We start from the raw sequence: 19,405 nt of genomic DNA on the forward strand, positions 1-19,405 counted from the left end.
TGGCTGTTATCTAAAATCCTTGAGAGCCTCATCGGCTTCCTTTTGGGCCTGGGCCATTGCGGCCTCAGCCGTCATATCACCGTTAAAGGCGGCCTGGATATAGGTGTGGAAGATCGTACGGACCTGGTTCAGGTTCTGCAGCGAAAGCTCTTTGCCTGCATTGTCCAGGGCCTTTCGGGTCTCCAATGCCTGGGGATGCTCCTTGATGTACTCCTTCATGACGTCCTGATCATAGGCACTCTTTCGCGTGGCGATATAGCCGGTCTGAATGGAAAACTGAGCGGCACGGGCAGGGTCGGTCATAAAAACGGCAAACTCAAAGGCGACCTTTTTCTGCGCATCGCTTAAGCCGGAGACCATGTAGATGTTGCCGCCTCCGGGAACGCTGGCAAAGGTGCCTTTTTCTTTCCCCGGAACACCGCAGACACCAACCGTAAAATCGGCCTGGGAAAGGATCTTAGAAAGGCTGCCGGAACTATGGACGATCATCGCCGTATTCCCCGAGACAAAATTGGGCACCACATTCCCCCATGAGGACTGGACCCCAGCGGGCATTGCGTGATACGTGGCAGAGAGACTGTTGTAGTACTTCACCGCATCGATTACCGAAGGATTATCGAAGTAGACCTCGGTATCGCTCTCGCCGACAATATTCTGTCCGGCCCCAATCGCCAGGGGCTGAAAAACCCAATAGGGCCATCCCGAAGGCCATTCGATGCCCCAGCGTTTTACAGCATCTCCATCCTTCAGCGTCAGGGCCTCTGCGGCTGAAGCAAGCGTATCCCAGCTGTCAGGCGGGGCGATCCCCTCTTTTTCGAGCAGATCGGCGTTGTAGTACATCACCACAGCGCTCCGCTGAAAGGGAAGGCTCCAGAGCTTACCCTGATAATAGGAGTTATCAAGAAAGACCGGGAGAAAATCGTTCAGGTAGGCCTTACCATCCTTCATCTCATCCACGTAGTCGCTCAAGGGTTCCACATACCGGGCGTTAACCAGGTCGAAAAGGTCGGTGGCAAGCATGACCGCCAAGGCGGGAGCCTGACCTCCTCCATCGATCGCGGTTTGGATAGAGGTCTTTATATCGGTGTACCCACCGGCGTAGACAGGCTCGATCGTTACCCCGGGGTGGCTCGCCATAAAATCCCTGGCATAGCCGTCGAGGATCTCCGTTACCGGGGCATCCACCGCCACAGGGTAGGCTATCTGGATCGTCACAGGCCCCTGTGAAGTCTCCTTCTGCCCTCCGGCAAATCCATTCACCGTTACCAAAACAGCGATTAGCGAGAGCAATAATACCTTTTTAGGCATCTTTTCCTCCTTGTTTACGAATGTTTTTTCCCGATGCCCGATTCCAGGCTCCTCGGGTCGATTCCAATGCCGTAAGTTGCTCCTTTACCTCGTTCCGATAAATCAGCTCACAGGCAAGTAAGATCAAGTTGGCAAAATGCATGGGCACCGCAATGCTGTTTTTGAACTGGAACTCACCCCGGGGCACATGGAGAAAACAGGAAGCACCGGCCACATAGTCGGGATGAATCGTCGCCGAAACCAGAAGGGTCCAGACCGATCGCTTGCGTGCCAGATCGAGGAGCGGCCACAGCCATGCATCGTTGTCGCTATAGTGAAAAAGGAAAAGGGCGTCGTCGCTTCCCATCGGATGAAGGAGATCAGGACGGTGGCTCGGGTCCTGGGTCACCATGAGGGCCTGCCGCCCGTAGCGACGAAGGCGCTGAGCAAGATAGTGGGCCGGATAGTAGCCCGTACCCTCGCCGAAAAAATAGAGGGTCCTGGCGGAAAAACAACGGGAGGCAAGGTCGTTGAGGGTTTGCGCCGAGATCGAACGCTCAAGCCGCTGAAGGGAGCGGATGTCCACCGCTGCCGCCTCATGGATAAGCTCTTCTACGGAATGGACCCGATCCTGCATACGCTCAGAGGCACGAAGGGCGTCTATCTGTGTAGAAAAAAATTGTTCGACCGAATTCTGAAAGCTTCGATAATCATCGAAGCCGAGTTTACGAAAACAGCTGATAACTACCGGCTTGCTTACTCCGGCAGCCTCGGCAAGCTTCAACTGGGTAAGTGAGACAGCAAATTCGGGATGATTATTGATGTACGAAACAAGATCCCGTTCTGTCCGGGAAAGCTCGCTTTCCCCGGCCTGCAGTCGTTCCAACCAATCGGTACCCATCACCACCTCGGTAAAATTATTATGTAATAATACACCAAAAACACAATTAATATACCATATAAACGATATTACAGTAAAATTGTTAGATAAAAATTAACCATCAATGTTTTTCCTGTTAGCTGTATCGTGTATGTAGTGTTAGGAATATTGGTGGTATAAGGTGCTTAATTCATTTCCCCATCGTTCATTACAGACATGAGCATACAGAAAATCGGACAGGAGGGGAAACGCAAGATCTTTTCCAGGGAAAACGACATAGTGCCACCAATATTCGTGACACTACTCACAACATCATTCACGCGACATGCGCTCGAGAAAATTCTTCGAATAAATGTAATTGGGCTGTTCTTTGAGTGTCGGCTGGGTAATGGTAATCTGTGTTTTCTCATTGACAAAGGAGCCGTTTACCATCGCCCCTTCGAGATTCTCGACGATAAGCATGTAGCCGGGGATGTGTTTTGTTCCGACGCTCTGGTAGGAGGGAATGGCGGTAGTTCGAAGCAGCGTACCCGATAAGCTGTAATCCTCGGTTTTGCGCACAAGCCCGTCGTCGCTGATCCATATGTTCATGATGGGATAGGTTACCTGATCGTTGGTGGCCTCCAGGCGCAAGAGCCAGCAATCGAAGCGGCCGAGCTTGGTCCGCTCTCCGCGAATAGCACGATAATCTTCGGCAAGGGTCGAACGGGTAAAATCGGAATTTCGGGCATTGCTGTTTTGAAAGCGGTTTTTCGAACTGGTCGAGTTGAATTTGCGGCTGTCGGGATCATAGAACCAGAGGGTATCCCCCTGCTTCAGATAGCCTTGGCCCCGGTTGATCTCAGGCTCGGAGATCAGGATCACATATTTCTCCTCCTCGTCACGCCTGAAGATAACACATTCGGTGGTATCGCGACCTTCACCCGGAACATCACGAACGATGGTATATCGAGCCGAAAAATCACTCTCGGGAAAGGAAACGAGGGAGTCGGCCTTTTTCAGCAAGGCCTGATAATCGACGGCAAAGAGGGGGAAGGCAGCAAAGAGTACCGCTACAGTAAAGGCCAAAAGAAAACCATATCTGCGCATCATTCACCTCCGGCAAGGACTTGAGCAAGACCGGCCCGTAGACTCTTCAGCGCCGGTCCCAACAGGGCAAGTACCACGGCGGAAAATACAATCCCGACATTGGCAGCAATGGTTGCGGGAGAGAAATCGGCGCTGAGCCTGCCGTTTCGCAAAAATATCTCAAAGCCGGGTATGGCATCATAGGAAAAACGGGAAAGAATGAACAGTATGACATGAGAAAAGAGGAAGCCGCAGAGGGTACTTAACAGGGTAAGAATGGCCCCTTCAAAGAAAAGAACAGCAAAGAGACTCCCCTCCCCTAAGCCCATCGCCTGCATGGTTGCAAATTCCATTCGCCGTTCGTGAAGGATAAGGCGATAGGTGAGCACGCTGCTGGTAAACACGATCAGGAGCATCATGGCAAAGAGGATGTACGAGCCGCCCTGCAAAGCAAAAAGCAGCTCTGTCACCTGGGAGACATAGACCGGCAGGGATAGGACAAAATAGCGAACACCATCCCAGCTCCGGCTCAGCTGATAGGAAAAATCATCCCGGTTCGCCATATAGGGGGCTGCCTGCAACAGGCTTGAAACGGCGTAGTGCAGCCGTGCGGCCTTCTCATTAATCCCCTTCAAATCGGAAAAAAGGAGCCCGGCGGAGGAGTATTCGTCAGAATCCATTCCTAAAAGCGCGTTCAGGGCCCGCCGGTCCATAAAGCTTCGGTAATAGCCGAAAAGCGAGGCATCGCTGATGATACCCGTAATTCGAAGATCGGCGCTGTTTTTTTGTCCGGTCAATGTATCGACCTGAAGCAGTACCGTATCGCCGACCCTTGCCCCAAGCAGCTTGGCAACGGGTGCGGAAATGATGATGGTATCACCGCCATCAAGATTGACCTTGCCACCCTCGCCGCGGCTCATATCCACCGCATTGAAAAGTGCTGCTTCGGCATCCCAGTCGACACCAAAGACATTCTTCTGCCTAACCGCTTTTCCGTTAAAATAGAGAACAGCCTTCTCAAAGCAGTTGGTTCGATACAGGATAGCCTGAGGATTCAGCCGGGATGCATCGATCGCCTCACCCACAGCCTCGGCATCTGCCACGCGGATCATCATCCTGTGGGAAGAGCGATCGAAGCCAAGGACAAAGAGATCGCCGCCGTAATGCAGCTGTGCAGCCTGGAAAACGGCATCGCGCATGCCTGCGGAGAGGGAGGTAATGACGGTGATAAAGGCAAACCCGAAGCTTAGGGCAATGAAAAGAAAGAGGTACTTACGAAAATGGCCGAAAAGGTAACGGGCCGAAAGAGCGGTGGCATGAAAGAATCTCACCTTAGCCCCTCCTCATGGCCACAACGGGCTCGATCTGTAGGGCCTTACGGACGGGAAAGAGAGAGGCTACAAGGCCGGACGCCACGGAGAGGAGAATACTTACCAGAGCGGTATCAAGATGTGGTTCGAAGTGAAAGGTCGAACGACCGAGCAATGCCACAACAAGAGAATTATCGATAGGCAGGGCCCGGCTGTTGACTACCCCAAAAAGCAGAGAGGCAAGAAACACACCGATTGTTCCGGAAACCAAAGCCACCGCGACATTCTCGCCGTAGACAAGCAGACGGATATCACGATCCTCGGCACCGACGGCCCTCAGGGTTCCGATCTCAGAAGTACGCCTGAATACGGCCACGAGAAACATGTTGGCAATGCCGATAATCCCCGCAATCATCACAAGGAGGTAGCCTCCGTTAAAAAGAGTCTGGAGCAGCAGGACCAACATGGCGGCAGGGCCGGCCGCCTGATGCCAGAGCACCGGCTCGGCCCCAAGAGCCGACAACTGCGGGCGGAGTTGCCTGGCAAGGGCCTTGGAAGAGGTGCCCGCAGCGGTACGAAGAAGCATAAAATTCCAGCTTCCCTCCCCCTGGCGCTTCTCCCTGGGAGAAGAGAGTTGCTTCCGCAGCTCATCGATGGAGAGATCCCCAAGATTCCCATCTGTCGCTTCCGGTTCATCGGTAAACTGCGAAGCAAAGAGATCATCAAGCTGCGTATTCGCATCGAGCAGGGAGACCGCCTCATCCGAAGGAGTAAAGTCACCGGCAACCATGACGGAGTTCAAGGCCCGGACAGTATCGGCATCGGCTATAGCCACCTCGTTCAGCAGTTCAATATCACCGCGGTAGCGATAGATCCCGCATAAGGGAAGCTCAAGAATGCGAAATCCCATCTCCCCAAGGCTGCTGAGCATCACCATATCACCGGGTGATGGGCTGCGCCCGGTCTCCCGTTTGATCTGCTGCGCCTGCTTTTCGGAAAGAAGCAGCCCCTTTTCCTGAGAACGAAGCGCGAAGCCCTCGATCACCTCTATCCCGGAGAAGAACGAAAAATAGGAGGTCGGATCAACGCCAAAAATAAGGCTCTGGTAACGGCGGCCGGCAATATCCATGGCGGCGAAGCCGGTGAGCTGAAAGGTGTAAGCGCCGATCTTATCATTGGCATCCAGCATATCCTGGATCTCCCGGCGGTTTTTTAACACCGGAATGGAAAAAAATTCCCCGATTGCGGGATTATTGACCCCGAAGATGCTCAGGGACTCCTCGCTCTGCGGAAAAACTGCAAGGTCGCCGGTAAAATTCTCGGTATAGCTTTTCCGCAGCCCCTCTGCCGATTCCTCGAGGATGGTATTGCCGATGAAAAAAAGAAAGGTCAACATCGTAAGGAGAAGGGCGGCAAGCATATTCTTCTTCCAGTTTTTCACGAAGAATTTGATGACCAGGAAGAACATAGTCTATCGCCCGTTTCCAAGGATCTCTCGTTCGACATTGCCGTCATGGAGGAGAATCACATGATCGGCCATATCCCTGATCACCGGATCGTGGGTGGAAAAGAGGAAGGTGGTACCGTTATTCCGGTTGATCTCTTTCATAAGCGAAAGGATCCTCTCCCCGGTTGCCGAATCGAGGTTCGCCGTGGGTTCGTCGGCAATGACGAGGTCGGGAACCGTCACCAGGGCCCTGGCAATAGCCACCCGCTGCTGCTGCCCGCCGGAGAGCTCTGCGGGTTTATGGTCCTCCCTGCCGTCGAGCCCTACCTTCTTAATTACCTCACTTACCTTCTTCCGCCGCTGGGAAGAAGAAAGGGGAGAGCGGGCGATGATAAGAGGCAATTCGACATTTTCAAAAACCGATAGGACCGATATGAGGTTGAAGGATTGAAAGATGAAGCCGAGATGCTCCCGCCGGAATCGGGTACGCTCACGACGGGAAAGATCATCCATCGGGACACCTTCGATCACGAGCCGTCCGGAGGAAGGTCTGTCGAGAAGACCGATGATGTTCATCATGGTGGTCTTCCCCGATCCCGAGGGGCCGGCGACGGCGACAAAATCCCCCTTCTTGATTTTGATCGAAATTCCGCTGAGAGCCGCCACTTCGGAACTGCCCCGCTGATAGCTTTTGGTAATAGCGTCGAGTGTGATCATAACAGGTATTTGGCAAATCCTTTCACTGCATAAACACAGAATTTTTCCAGCGAGGAGAAAAACGAAAAACCGTAGGTCCTTCGATAGAGCTGCCACTGAAGCCCGGCCGATTTCCACTTATTCCCGGTAAGAGATTCCGAAAAGACCCGAAAACGTACCAGATCACGCTTCAGGCCGTAGACAAAACCGTGGGCCTTCACGATGCTCAGAAAAAAGTGGTAGTCGTCCCGCCCCACCGGCGCCTGGTGGGACTGCCTGATATCGCCGGTAATGGAACGGTCGAACATGGCAGAAGAGGCACAGATGTGATCGGAATGCAGCAGCCGTCGATAGGAGCCGTATTCGGGGATCGGAATGGTGATACCGGTGGTAAGGGAGCCTTCCCGGGTGATCTTCTTATATCCGGTACAGGATAAAGGCGCCCCGCTTCTTTTCATGGCAGCGACCTGAAGTTCCAGCTTTTCGGGAAGCCATAGATCGTCCGCATCGATAAAAGCGATAAAACGGCCTCTGGCAGCCTCAAAACCAACATTGCGGGCCGCGATGGGTCCCTTGTTGGCAGGAAGTCTGACGATCTTCACCTTTTCGTTGTCACCGACAGCCTTCTGCAAGACAGCAACGGAGTCGTCCTGGGACCCATCATCCACCACGATCCATTCATACGCTTCATAGCTTTGAGCAAGGACAGACCGTGCCGTTGCCGCAATAAACTCCTCCGCATTGTAGAGGGGAGTGATAATCGACACCAGATCATCTTCCATTACCAGTTCCTTTTGATCGTCCCGGAAAGCCGGACGGCAAACACAAAAAAGGCCCGCCGGTCGTTCGCGTCGGGATTATCAACATAGTATCCGCCCGTCTTTGGCCCGAAGACCAGAGGAGCGGCAATATAGCATTGTAGCTCAGGGTAAAGCTTTATGCGAGCCCCGGGGATAAGCAGCATGGAATCGGTATATTGGTTGTACCGCCCCTGGAGAAAAAAACTCGTCGAAGGCGAAGCCTTGAACCCGAGGTTGAGGGCATAGTTGTGGCCATAATAGAGGGGATAGGTAACATCGACAAGCTCCAGCTCACTTTCCTCCCCGTTGAAAAAGTACTCACCCTGGAGCTGGAGACGTTCGTCGAAAAAATCGATATACAAGCCGATATTGGCAGAAAGGTCGTCGACGTTGTCGATCTTTTCCTTCCCGGCGATGATGGCCGTCGTCTCCTCGCCGTCCATGGCATGGGCCCACAGCCCCTCCTGATAAAGCTCGATCCGATCAAAGAGGGTGGTTTTCAGCGAGTAAAAGGCGCGATTGTTCATTTCACCGTGGTAAAAATCACCCACTGTGAGGTCGAAGAGCTTGTTTGCGATGTTGATCTTCCCGCCGAAGCCGACCTCAGATGTTTGGGGGTGCTCCGGGTCGTCAAGGAAGCCATTTCGTGTCAGGGCAAGAAGTTCCACGCCGCCGGTTCCCAGGGGGTAGTCGACTTTCAGGCTATAGGAGCGTTCAGGGAAATCGTCCCGGATGTCGTTGAAATCATCGGAGAGGCGGGCGGGAAGGTCGGTAAAGGGAAAGATGGGGGAAATCCCCCAGGAGACCTTTTGGATACCGAAACGCATGAAAAGAAGATTTCCAAGGGTGTAATCGCCGAAGAGCTCGGGAATATCAAACAGGTAATCAGGATGTTCGATTCTGTAGGATTGGAAAACGCGGAAACGAGAGTTTATCCTGGTATCGAAGGAGATGGTGGCATCGGCGTCGTAGATAACCAGGTCGCTAAAATCATCAAATTCAAGTTCCGGCGAGTAGCCAAAGGAAAAGTTGTACTGGCCCTTAAAGAAAAAGCGATCGTCATCGAGAAGCGTGCTCAGCACATCATTGCTTTCCGCAGCCTCAGGAGGCGATTGGACCTCCGGCTCCGTGGTATCCTGCTGTTCGCTTTCCGCAGGCAGCTCGAAAAGGTCATCAATGTTTACACCGTTATGATCATCGTCCGCAGCAAGAGGAAAGAAGGCGAAGCACAGAAGAACCACAACGAGAAATAGCGTTCGCATACCTACCCCTAACCCATGATTTTTTTATATACATCTACCCCTTTCTTGCGAAGGGTAATATAGATACTAAACACTTTTATCATATTTTTGTAAACAATGTAAAATGCAATCCTTTGGTCTCTTCGGAGGAATCGTTTCCGGCGCTTTTTCTCTGAGGGATGGGCATGCAGCAGGCGGTTACAATCGAGAAAAAAGACCTTTCGTTCCTTGCAATCCAGCCTGTCCCAGACCCAGTAGGCATTATTCAGCATCATGATAATGAAGTCTATCCCATGTTGGTCCCAGAGACCACGGGAAGTGATGAAATCGGCCATAAAACCGAAATGAGCGATGAAGGCAAGGAATTTGGTACCTCCCCCTTCCATGGATTGTCCTGTTCGAAAGAGGCGATGGTAGTAAAGGGGTTTGTCGATAAGGATAACCCGGCGGGCGGCCAGGACGGTAAAGAAGTGAAAGGGGGTGTCCTCAAAAAAAAACTCCCCTTCAGGGAAGAAAAGCTGTTGGCTGAGAAGAAAATCCCGACGGTAGAGCTTACGCCAGGGCACGGGCGAGAGGAGAAGAAGTGCCCTTCTACTCTCCTCATCGAGGGCGACAGGAGCCGACAGGGCAAGGCCGCTCCAGTGGTGACGGTCGTAGGCGGCAATGGGCTCACCTCCCTCTGGTGCGGTATAGAAATCACAAAGGGAAAAGTCGGCCTCACTCTCCTCCGCCGCCCGGTAGAGGGTTTCAAAGAGCTCAGGCTCAACCCAGTCGTCGCCGTCGGTAAATCCCACGTAGCGGCCCCTGGCCTGGCGAATACCGATATTCGACGGGATGCCTGTACCTCCCGGGCTGTTCTCGGAAAGCGGAATACAATGGATGCGCGTATCCATTTCGGCATAGCGTTCGGCAATGTCACGGCTGCCATCGGTAGATGCATCGTCTATGACGATGATCTCCAGATCCTCAAGGCTCTGTGCAAGCAGAGAGTCGAGACAGCGCTCAAGATAGGGCGCGGTATTGTATACGGTAACGATAACCGAAACGGCTGGAGCCATGTGGTTTTAGCACCTCAGTCCTTTTGATCTGTATAACACCATATAATTTCACCTCAAAAATAACGAAAGAAGCAATTAAAGCTTCCCACAGGGAGCATCATCCTTTTTAATAAGCGGTTTAAGCAGATATTCAAGGCCGTTGCATTTTATTTCCAGCATCATGGACATACACCGCCCCAATTCTCCGTTGGGAAGGCCTTTGTTTACGAACCACAGAAAATACTCTTCGGGTATCTGCAGTAACAATCTGTCTTTATACTTACCGAAGGGCATTCGATAATTAGCTAATTTTACAAGACCCTCATGATCTATCATAGCACGACTATACATGAAGCCATGGAAGTTGCCCATATGCAAACAAAAAATTTGAAAAAGATATCAGAGCAGGCCATTATAAAGGATCAGATCAGGTTTTTAGTGAAATACGTCGGAACTATAATTTTGATAAAACATAGATAAAAAAGAACTATAAATAGACGTATCGCTATCAACGATACGTCTAATGCGGGAAAAAAGAAGCATATCACTCGTTTTTCAAAGCACTGTCAAAAGCAATGGATGAAGGGGAAAAATTCATTCGTTTTATATAGGCACAACTCTCTGTTGCGCCGGTTTCGCGGTCCATACCAGAATCCTCCCATTCAACAGAGAGAGGCCCCTTATACCCGGACCGGTTAAGCTCCCTGATGATACCGTCGAAGTCGACATCACCATGGCCAATGGAGACAAAATCCCATGCCCGCCTTGTATCCCCAAAGGGGAGAAAGGAGCCGAGAATGCCTGCCCGGTCGTTTTTCTGCATCTTTACATCTTTCATATGAACATGATAGACACGCTGCGCAAAGTCCCTGACAAATCCAACCTCATCAACGCCCTGCCACAGCAGATGGCTCGGATCATAATTCAGCCCGAGAGTCGGCCGGTATTCAAAACGTTCGAGCAATCTTTCTGTAGTATAATAGTCGAAAGCGATCTCCGTCGGATGGACCTCCAAGGCGAATGTAACCCCGCAGGCATCAAATACATCAAAAATAGGAGTCCACAGGTCATAGACAAGCTTAAACCCATCGTCAATCATCTGGGCCGAGGTCTGGGGATAGGAGTACCACCGGGCCCAGATCGGTGAACCGGTAAATCCGTTGACAACATCAACCCCAAAGGCCTGAGCGGCACGGGCCGTGTCCTTCATCTCCTCAATGGCCCAGGCCCTGATGGCCTCGGGCTGTCCCGCCAGCCTGGAAGGGGCAAAGTTATCCAGCCGCTCATCCCAGAGGTCGCAAACACACTGCCCCGTAAGATGAGCACTGATGGCCCGACATGCAAGACCGTATTTCGCCAAAGTTTGCTGTACATAGGGAATATAGCTTTCATCATGCAAAGCCTTCTGCACATCAAAATGTGCATGTGTGGCAAGCTCAAGCCCGTCATATCCCATCTTTTGGGCAAGAGCACAGAGCTCTTCAAGTCCCAGATCACCAAATTGCCCGGAGGCCAATGTTATCAATCGTTTCATATTCGCTCCTATTTACAGGGAAATACACCGTGAGGTACGGGCCGATTCATAGATGGCATCAATGATACGCATCAACACAAGTGCTTCAGAGGGAGTGTTCAATACATCTGCTTCGCCAGTAACACCTTGTACAAAGTTCTCGGCATTCGCAATTCTTCCCATTGTTTCATCCCGTTCCGTGATGATCTCACGATTAACCTGGCGGCCGAATTCCTCGGTAAAAAGGCAATTTCTGTACATGATGGTTTCATCATATCCATCTCTGCCGAAGAGGCCTTCCACCAGCCCCCCAGCCTTAGCCCCCTGAAACGTGACGGAAACCTCTTCCCGTTCATTCATTTCGGCCCAGGAATTCCGGATCAAAAGGCACCGTCCATCCTGGAACGTAACCATAGCATGACAAGCCGTTTCAACATTCATCTTGCCCGTTCCGTCGGCAACGCCCCAAGGACCTTTAAAGTGAGGATTCCCCATAAAATCATCAAAGGTAACGGCCAAAACCTGACGGGGTTCGGGGTGCCCCATGAAATAGAGGGCCAAATCGATCATATGCAAAAGATCGATGACCGCACCTCCCCCGGCAAGTTCCTTATCGGTAAACCACCCGCCGAATCCGGGAATACCGGCGCGCCTGATCCAGGTAGCCTGAGCAGAATTGATGCGCCCCGTCACTCCTTCCCTGATATAGGTTGCCATGGCCTGCGCCTCGGGACGGGCACGGTTATTGAATCCGAACATCAGAATCTTTTTGGCATTCTCTGCTGCATGAATCATCCCCTGCAGTTCCTTTGCATTTCTGGCAGGGGGTTTCTCACAGTATACGTGCTTTCCCTTTTCCAGGGCTTCAATTGCCAGGGATGCATGAAATTTGTTGGGAGTAGCAATGGATACAGCGTCCAGTTCCGGAAAAGCCTGAAGCATCTCTTCCAGGGTCTTGCAGGTTTTTTTGATTCCGAATTCCCTGCTGAAGCTTTCCGCTTTTTCTTTATTAAAATCCGCAACCGCCTGGATAGAAGCACCTGCACGTCTGAAACCCTTAACGTGATAGGCCGCCATAGCGCCGGCCCCCACAATACCAATATTCATAGAACCACTCCTATCTACCTTTCTTCGTACTCTGTGCCAAAACAGCCACAATGATAATGATTCCGGTTACCAGACCGTTGAGGAACGGAGGCACATTGGCCATAATCAAAACGGTGTTTATGATCCTGAGCATGAGAACGCCCAGGAAGGTACCGATGATCTTACCTTTCCCCCCTTCCATAGAGGTTCCGCCGATGGCTACCGCAGCGATGGCATCCATTTCATACCCTGAACCGGCGCTTGCCGCCTGGATGGATGTTAAACGGCTGGCCAGCAAAAAAGCGGACAGCCCATACAGCGTTCCGGCATAGGTGAATATGAGCATCTTAATTCTGTCGACATTGATACCGGATAACCTTGCGGCCTGCTGGTTCGAACCCACCGCATACACATAGGTCCCGAATTTGGTCTTCGACATGAGCATTGCGGTGATGAAAGAAATGATAATGAAGAAAATCATGAGATGCGGAATTCCAAAAAAACGACCGGCTGCAATATTCCGAAAGGGAGCGTACATCTGATTGTCCACCGTAAACGGCCCCCCCTGCCCCATCTGGTTGATAACCGATCGCCAGGCCGACATGGTTGCCAGGGTTACGATAAACGGAGCAATCCTTCCCTTGGTAACCAAGAGGCCGTTCACCAAACCGAGAATAACTCCCGATCCTATGCAAAAGAGCAACGTCAGAACAATGCTATGCGTATTATTCAGAACCGAAACACCGAAGCCGCTGATCAAAGCGACTATCGACCCAACAGAAAGGTCTATCATTCCTGCCGAGATAACAAGGCTCATGCCCATTGCACATATACCGATTACCGCGCCCTGAACAAACAGGTTGGCGATATTGTTCCAGGCAAGAAAGGAAGGGCTGACAACAATGGCAACGATCAATAAAAGAATAAAACTCAGCCAGTGACTGTAGTTTGCTGTCAGATTTTTCAGGAAATCCTTTCCCTGAATTGTGTTCAACGGTAAACCTTTCACCCCTGCGCCTCCATGTGTGTACCTGTCGAATATTCCATAATAGCAACTTCCGAAATTTCCTCTTTACTCAACTCCGCGGCCATTTCTCCCTTATAAAGAACGAAACAACGGTCCGCCAGATGGTGAATTTCAGGATATTCATTGGTAAAAAACAAAATAGCCTTACCCTGGGAAGCAAGTTCTATGACCAGCTTGTAGATAGCGTACTTTGCTCCCACATCAATACCCTGGGTCGGGTTATCCATAATATAGACATCAGCATCAATCTCCAGCCAACGGCTTACAATCACTTTCTGCTGGTTTCCCCCGGAAAGCGAGGTGATCGGATTCATATCATTGGCGATTTTGATATCCAGCCGTTTTCGATTCCTTTCAAACCGATCAACCTCTTCCTTACGGTGAACAAACACGCCCCTGTGCTTGGCTGCAAAATAGGCAAGTGAATTATTATTACGAATGCTCATATCCGGTAAGATGCCCCGTTCTTTTCTGTTTCGGGGAATCATTCCTATGCCGCTTTGCATAATATCTCTGATATTTTTCATCGTAAGCAAACCGTCTTTTGTCTCCACCCTGCCGGATTCCAGGGGCGTTGCACCGAATAAAGCGGTGGCCAGTTCCTCGGTACCCGACCCCTGCAGACCGGTAAATACGACGATTTCGCCTTTATGCAGGGTAAAGGAGATATCCTTGAAGCTTTTTCCACTTGCTCCCTGAACATTCAGAAACACTTCATCGGTGACATACGAGGGAAGTCCCTCTTTCAGATGGGCCTGAACAAACCGTTTGCCGACAAGCAGCTCGGTGGCATAATGTTCATCGATATCCCGTAAGATTCCCGATTGGATAAACGCTCCGTCGCGCAGCACCGTATAGCGGTCACAGATACGAAACAGCTCAGGCATTTTGTGAGAAATATAAATAAACGAAACACCTTTCTTTTTAAATGTCGTCATGATGGTGAAAAGTTTTTCAATTTCCTGATTGTTCAGAGCCGTGGTAGGTTCATCCATAATGATCAGCTCCGAAGAAAATAAAAGGGCCCTGGCTATCTCCACCATCTGCTTTTGGGCAGTATCAAGATCTCCTACAATTGTGGATGCACTGATTCGCGTATCCATGGAATCAAGAACTTCCTGGGATTGCAAAAGCTCCCTCTTTTTATCGACCTTCCATGCATGCCTGGTGTATTCCTCTCCAAGAAACATATTTTGAAACACGGTGAGGTCATTGCAGAGATTCAGTTCCTGATGAATAAATCGGATCTTTTTTTCCGCAGCTTTTCGCGGAGTCATTCCAACCACTTCCTGCCCATCGATGAAAATTTTGCCGTAATCCTGAAAGAATGTTCCGGCCAAAACATTCATCAACGTGGTCTTGCCAGCCCCATTTTCTCCTAACAGTCCATGGATTTCTCCCGGCTGGACATCGAAGGAGACATCTTTCAGCGCCTGTACCGCGCCGAAGGACTTGGATATATTTCTCATTTCCAGAATCATGAGAGGCTTTCTCCCTTTCTCTTAACAGGAAGCCTGGGGCAGGCAAGCCCCCCCCAGGCAACAAAGGACAGCACTAGTTCCTCGCGTATCAGAGGCCGTAGCGGGTTTTATAGAGATCACTTTCCATATACGTTTTATAATTGGTCTTATCTACCATGTCGGTGGGAATCTTGTAACTCTTCTCAAGTTTCTCTCCCTGGAGGACTTTCAGTCCAAGATCGACAGCATCCCGAACCATGGAAGGAGAAAAGGTATATGTCACAAAATCAATACCTTCCAGGCCGGAATTTTCAAACAGGTCCATAAACCCCTCTCCGGCGGAAACACCATTGACCAGACGAATGTTTATCTTGGCATTGCCATGATAGTTTTTCAATGCTTCGACAATACCAAATACAATCTCATCATCATGGGTAAATATGGCCTTAACAGATTCGATTTCGTCCTTACTCTTTGTATTAAGGAAGTTTTCCATCTGCTCCATTGCAGTCTGCTGACTCCAGTTCGTAACAAAAGACTGGACAAGGTTGAAGTTTCCACTCGCGGTGGAGAGGAATCCATTGGTCCTTTCCATCGGCACAGTTGAACTGTCGCCCTTAAACTCAAGATAGTTTACTTTTCCTTTTGCAAGATCTTCTTTGAAATAGTCGTTGAAATAGCGGCCGGCTTTTTCTCCAATGGCAATATTGTCACCGGAAATTTCGGCATCGGGGGTTAAGCCGGTGATAAAACGGTCATAGACAATTAAAGGGACCCCGGCATCCATAACAGACTGTGCCGCACTGCGCAGTTCATCACCATTCACAGGCCAAAGGACCATAACATCGGGCTTCATTACAAGAATGGTCTCGACAGCATTGCTCTGTTCCCCGGATTCGGCAGCAGTCATGAAGTGATAATCAAAACCATATTTTCGGGAAAGGGCTTTGACTTGGGCTTCACAGTGACGAATGGATTCAGCAGTGAATCCATGATCCGCACTGGGGGTCACAACCCCCATCATCTGTTTCTTTTCAGCTTTTTCCTGTGCACCGTTGGCAAAAACAAAGCTGCTCACAAGCAACAGGGCGGCAAGAATCGTCAGTGTTTTTTTCATATAACCTCCTGATGACAGGACTTTTTCGTATCCTGTCTGTTTTTTAGTATAAACCATTCTGAAAAACTGTCAAACTTTTTCGTAAAATTTTATGAATCACCCACACAAACGGGGTATATCCATGTAATATTTCCATAATCACCCTTTTTTATGAAATTTTTTCATTGATTTTCAGAGTTGTATTGAAATCAACCCTATTTCAGTTTATCCTGTAGCCGGAAAGGAATGTAACCATGGCTAAAGAGACGAAGAAAATCACTTACTCAGAAATTGCCAGACGTTCAGGGATTTCTATTGCGACTATCTCCCGGGTAATGAATAACTCCTCAAACGTAAAGGAGGAAACAAGAAAAACCGTGATAGATGCAATGAAAGAACTCGGCTATGATACTTCCGCCCTTGAGGTACTTCCCTCAAGGAACAATAACCTAATCCTTTTCAATATCCCCTCAATGGACAATCCGTTTTACAGCCCCATCATCCAGGGAGCAAAGGCGGCAGCCCTTAGAAACGGCTACAATATGCTGCTTAATGCCGACCCGATCGACGAGCCTTCGATAAATGACTTTCTTTCTCTTCTAAAAAAAACCGATGCGGCAGGAGTCATCGCCACGAACTGCATGCCCCGTTCCGCCCTGCTTAAACTAAACAACACCATTCCTTTGGTTCAGTGCTGTGAATGTATTCCATCCCTTGAAATCCCCTTTGTAACGATCGATGATGTAACCGCAGCGCAAAAGGCTGTGGAATACCTCATTTCGCTTGGAAGAAAACGCATTGCCTTTATCAATGGCCCCCTTCAGTATAAATACGCTCAAGACCGCCTAAAAGGATATCTGGCTGCCCTTGATGAAGCGAACTTCGCACGGGATCCCAGCCTTATTCTTCAATTACAGGAAATTAGTTATGACATGGCTGTCTCTGCAGCTTTTCAGCTGCTCAACACCTCGAACCGTCCCGATGCCTTTTTTACCAGCAGCGACGTCTATGCCGCGGCCGTGATCAATGCCGGAAGGAAATCCGGCCTGTCGGTCCCTAAGGACATTGCCGTGGTAGGTTTCGACAATATCGACCTTTCCTTCATGTGCACTCCCTCCATCACCACGGTTAATCAGCCTAAATTCCAACTGGGATTTCACAGTTGCGAAATGCTGATAAAACGGATATGCCACGAGCAACTTCCTATCAGCAGTATGTATTTGAGCACCGAACTTATCATCAGGGAAACCACGCAAAAGGTGTAGTGTCTGCCGCCCAGCAATTGATTGACGACGTAGAGTAATTACATCTTAGAGGTGTAATATGTTAGTTTCAGTTGTTCCCATAGGAAATTCAATAAGGGAGATGATACCTTACTCATAGAGAATGTAGATGAGCAGGATGATTTTACATGGGAGTGGTAATAGCTCAATATGAAGTATATTTGATAAATTTAGACCCTACAGTAGGACATGAAATAAAAAAAACAAGGCCTTGTTTGATAATTTCTCCCAATGAGATGAATGAATCAATTCCAGACAATCATAGTAGCCCCTATGACAACAAAATCGCATCCCTTTCCGACGCGTGTTCCCATTGTATTTGAAAAGAAAAATGGTTGGATAGTATTAGATCAGATAAGAACTGTTGATAGGAAAAGACTAATTAAGAGAATTGGTAAGATCAATAAAAAAGAAATAGTACTTGTAAAAAATATACTGCAAGAGATGTTAGTAGATTAACGTCAAAATAATGTATCGGTTCTTCATGCATGTGTTCCAACATTGATTGGAATTATCTCTTGTTCCTTTATGATAAAATCTACTGGAGCCCGACACGTCAGATTGATCTATTACCTTATTTGTATGCGTCTTTCCGGTGAACAATATCAATAATATAAATTATTACCTCACTCCCTTCGACTGCATAAAACAATCGATAATTACCAATTCTATATCGATAGAACTCTGAGTAATCACCCTTTAAACGTTTTATATTGGGGCCAAAGTAAGGATTTCGTTTAATCAAAGGATATACGTATTCAACTATCTTTTTATACAATTTTTTATATTCGGGCTGCTGTACTTTTTTTTGAAAATTATCAGTTTCAGCTATAACAAAGTTATCCGACAATTTTATATTGTCCTTCGGCTATTTCTTTTTTACCCCGGTTTAAAGCAGTAAGAATTTCTTTATCTTTTAGTATTTCATCCATTTCACTATCTGAGACAAAGCTTTCTTCAGTTAAAAAGGCAATAGTTGCATACTCTATAAAGTTCGAAATAGAACGTCGCTCGCCTTCTGCTGCGGACCTGAATAGCTCGTATGTATCATCATCAATACGGATGGTTATCGTCTTTGCCATTTCACACCTCGTATTCTATTTTATTCATTTACATTCTCTTTGTCAATTAAATTGCTACCATCAAAGATTTGATGTGAGTTGGTCAACTATTTCCATACTACAACTAAGTTCTGAATTCACTTCTTCTGCCAGTCTATACAGTTTTCTTAAATCATGGATACGGGGTATTTTTCTATCATAAAGCACTATTCCATTTTCGTGAATCTCTTTTTGAACAACAGACAAAGATTTTCAGCGATATCATGAATACATGCAGTGTAGCCTGTACAAGATACGGAACGATAAAGGTGAATTTTGTTGACATATGGGTGACAATTGAGTATCCTTACATCAGGAGAATACTATGAAATTTATTACCGTAAGAGATTTAAGAACCTCACCTGCCCAGATTTGGAAGCAATTACCGGAAGAGCAGGAAATGGTAATAACAAATAATGGAAAGCCAATAGCATTATTAACACCATTAAGTGATGCAAATTTAGAAGAAACAGTGAAGGCTATCCGAAAAGCACGGGCAATTAATGCCGTGAAAGCAATACAAGAAATTTCATTAAAAAATGGAAATAGTGAGATGAGCAATGAAGAAATTGAAAAAGAAATAAAAGAATATAGAAAGAAGTAATAGATGAATGTAGTAATTGATACAAATGTCATAATATCGGGTTTATTAAATCCAAAAGGCGTGCCTGGACAGATTATAAATTTGATCTTACATGAAAAGTTGACGTTATTATTTGACAATAGAATTCTGGAAGAATATCGCGAAGTTCTTAATCGAAAAAAATTTGGACTACATCGAAATATAATAGATCCATTATTTGATTTTATAAGAAATGAAGGAATATTTGTTATCCCCGAACCAATACAAACTGAATTTGATGATAAAGATGATAAGAAATTTTTAGAAGTAGCTATTAGTGGAAGTGCTGAATATCTGATAACAGGAAATAAAAGGCACTTTCCAGATAATGAAATAATAGTGACACCGAGAGAATATTTTGAAGAATGGAAATAGAGAAGATTTGTAGAGCGGATCAGCATTTGCCACCTGGGACCAGAAACTTAATATACTTCCTCATCTTCATTGTGTTG

General features: G+C 48.3%; 20 protein-coding genes and 1 pseudogene. 4 read left to right on the forward strand and 17 right to left on the reverse strand.

What is annotated here, in order from left to right:
* Positions 1-6 precede the first annotated feature (6 nt).
* The 15 genes from F459_RS0115010 to F459_RS0115085 form a co-directional block, all read right to left on the reverse strand.
* Entirely contained in the window at positions 7-1,308 is a 1,302-nt protein-coding gene (locus F459_RS0115010; RefSeq protein ID WP_020613539.1) for an ABC transporter substrate-binding protein, read from the reverse strand.
* Entirely contained in the window at positions 1,301-2,188 is an 888-nt protein-coding gene (locus F459_RS0115015) for a MurR/RpiR family transcriptional regulator (protein ID WP_020613540.1), read from the reverse strand. The genes F459_RS0115010 and F459_RS0115015 overlap by 8 nt, the downstream gene beginning before the upstream one ends.
* Positions 2,189-2,479: 291 nt before the next feature.
* On the reverse strand, positions 2,480-3,256 hold the full coding sequence (locus F459_RS0115020) for an outer membrane lipoprotein-sorting protein (RefSeq protein ID WP_020613541.1): 777 nt from the start codon (positions 3,254-3,256) through the stop codon (positions 2,480-2,482).
* Positions 3,256-4,566: an ABC transporter permease gene (locus F459_RS0115025; protein WP_020613542.1), complete on the reverse strand. Its 1,311-nt coding sequence runs from the start codon at positions 4,564-4,566 to the stop codon at positions 3,256-3,258. The genes F459_RS0115020 and F459_RS0115025 overlap by 1 nt, the downstream gene beginning before the upstream one ends.
* A gap of 1 nt (position 4,567) precedes the next feature.
* A complete protein-coding gene (locus F459_RS0115030) occupies positions 4,568-5,986 on the reverse strand; it encodes an ABC transporter permease (RefSeq protein WP_245540187.1) in 1,419 nt (472 codons plus the stop codon).
* Between the two features lie 30 nt (positions 5,987-6,016).
* Positions 6,017-6,709 (reverse strand): ABC transporter ATP-binding protein, encoded by a 693-nt coding sequence (locus tag F459_RS0115035; RefSeq protein ID WP_020613544.1) that lies wholly within the window; start codon positions 6,707-6,709, stop codon positions 6,017-6,019.
* Entirely contained in the window at positions 6,706-7,470 is a 765-nt protein-coding gene (locus tag F459_RS0115040) for a glycosyltransferase family 2 protein (protein WP_020613545.1), read from the reverse strand. Before F459_RS0115040 ends, F459_RS0115035 begins: the two co-directional genes overlap by 4 nt.
* Entirely contained in the window at positions 7,470-8,750 is a 1,281-nt protein-coding gene (locus F459_RS0115045) for a hypothetical protein (protein WP_020613546.1), read from the reverse strand. The genes F459_RS0115040 and F459_RS0115045 overlap by 1 nt, the downstream gene beginning before the upstream one ends.
* A gap of 8 nt (positions 8,751-8,758) precedes the next feature.
* Positions 8,759-9,787 carry a glycosyltransferase family 2 protein gene (locus F459_RS0115050; RefSeq protein WP_020613547.1) on the reverse strand — a complete coding sequence of 343 codons (1,029 nt, stop codon included), beginning with the start codon at positions 9,785-9,787 and terminating at the stop codon, positions 8,759-8,761.
* Positions 9,788-9,862: 75 nt separating this feature from the next.
* Entirely contained in the window at positions 9,863-10,102 is a 240-nt protein-coding gene (locus F459_RS0115055) for a DUF3820 family protein (protein ID WP_026295055.1), read from the reverse strand.
* A gap of 208 nt (positions 10,103-10,310) precedes the next feature.
* A complete protein-coding gene (locus tag F459_RS0115065) occupies positions 10,311-11,300 on the reverse strand; it encodes a sugar phosphate isomerase/epimerase family protein (RefSeq protein ID WP_020613550.1) in 990 nt (329 codons plus the stop codon).
* A gap of 12 nt (positions 11,301-11,312) precedes the next feature.
* A complete protein-coding gene (locus F459_RS0115070) occupies positions 11,313-12,386 on the reverse strand; it encodes a Gfo/Idh/MocA family protein (protein WP_020613551.1) in 1,074 nt (357 codons plus the stop codon).
* A gap of 10 nt (positions 12,387-12,396) precedes the next feature.
* Positions 12,397-13,374, reverse strand: coding sequence for an ABC transporter permease (locus tag F459_RS0115075; protein WP_020613552.1), 978 nt, complete (start codon positions 13,372-13,374; stop codon positions 12,397-12,399).
* Positions 13,371-14,873, reverse strand: a complete 1,503-nt coding sequence (locus F459_RS0115080; protein WP_020613553.1) for a sugar ABC transporter ATP-binding protein — start codon at positions 14,871-14,873, stop codon at positions 13,371-13,373. Before F459_RS0115080 ends, F459_RS0115075 begins: the two co-directional genes overlap by 4 nt.
* Before the next feature lie 88 nt (positions 14,874-14,961).
* A complete protein-coding gene (locus F459_RS0115085) occupies positions 14,962-15,969 on the reverse strand; it encodes a substrate-binding domain-containing protein (protein ID WP_020613554.1) in 1,008 nt (335 codons plus the stop codon).
* Between the two features lie 233 nt (positions 15,970-16,202).
* Between F459_RS0115085 and F459_RS0115090 the strand changes: the two genes are divergently transcribed.
* Together F459_RS0115090 and F459_RS23025 are read left to right on the forward strand one after the other, a co-directional pair.
* Positions 16,203-17,213, forward strand: a complete 1,011-nt coding sequence (locus tag F459_RS0115090; RefSeq protein ID WP_020613555.1) for a LacI family DNA-binding transcriptional regulator — start codon at positions 16,203-16,205, stop codon at positions 17,211-17,213.
* A gap of 146 nt (positions 17,214-17,359) precedes the next feature.
* Positions 17,360-17,690 (forward strand): annotated as a pseudogene (locus F459_RS23025) (type II toxin-antitoxin system PemK/MazF family toxin).
* Between the two features lie 115 nt (positions 17,691-17,805).
* Here the strand turns inward: F459_RS23025 and F459_RS24460 are convergent.
* Entirely contained in the window at positions 17,806-18,081 is a 276-nt protein-coding gene (locus F459_RS24460; RefSeq protein WP_020613557.1) for a type II toxin-antitoxin system RelE family toxin, read from the reverse strand.
* Entirely contained in the window at positions 18,071-18,313 is a 243-nt protein-coding gene (locus F459_RS0115105; RefSeq protein ID WP_020613558.1) for a ribbon-helix-helix protein, CopG family, read from the reverse strand. The genes F459_RS24460 and F459_RS0115105 overlap by 11 nt, the downstream gene beginning before the upstream one ends.
* Positions 18,314-18,656: 343 nt before the next feature.
* Here F459_RS0115105 and F459_RS0115110 point away from each other — a divergent pair, with 343 nt between their 5' ends.
* Both F459_RS0115110 and F459_RS0115115 read left to right on the forward strand, forming a co-directional pair.
* Positions 18,657-18,935: a type II toxin-antitoxin system Phd/YefM family antitoxin gene (locus F459_RS0115110; protein WP_020613559.1), complete on the forward strand. Its 279-nt coding sequence runs from the start codon at positions 18,657-18,659 to the stop codon at positions 18,933-18,935.
* Between the two features lie 3 nt (positions 18,936-18,938).
* Positions 18,939-19,328, forward strand: coding sequence for a putative toxin-antitoxin system toxin component, PIN family (locus F459_RS0115115; RefSeq protein WP_020613560.1), 390 nt, complete (start codon positions 18,939-18,941; stop codon positions 19,326-19,328).
* Positions 19,329-19,405: the final 77 nt, after the last annotated feature.

This window comes from Sediminispirochaeta bajacaliforniensis DSM 16054 (genome assembly GCF_000378205.1).
GTDB lineage: Bacteria > Spirochaetota > Spirochaetia > DSM-16054 > Sediminispirochaetaceae > Sediminispirochaeta > Sediminispirochaeta bajacaliforniensis.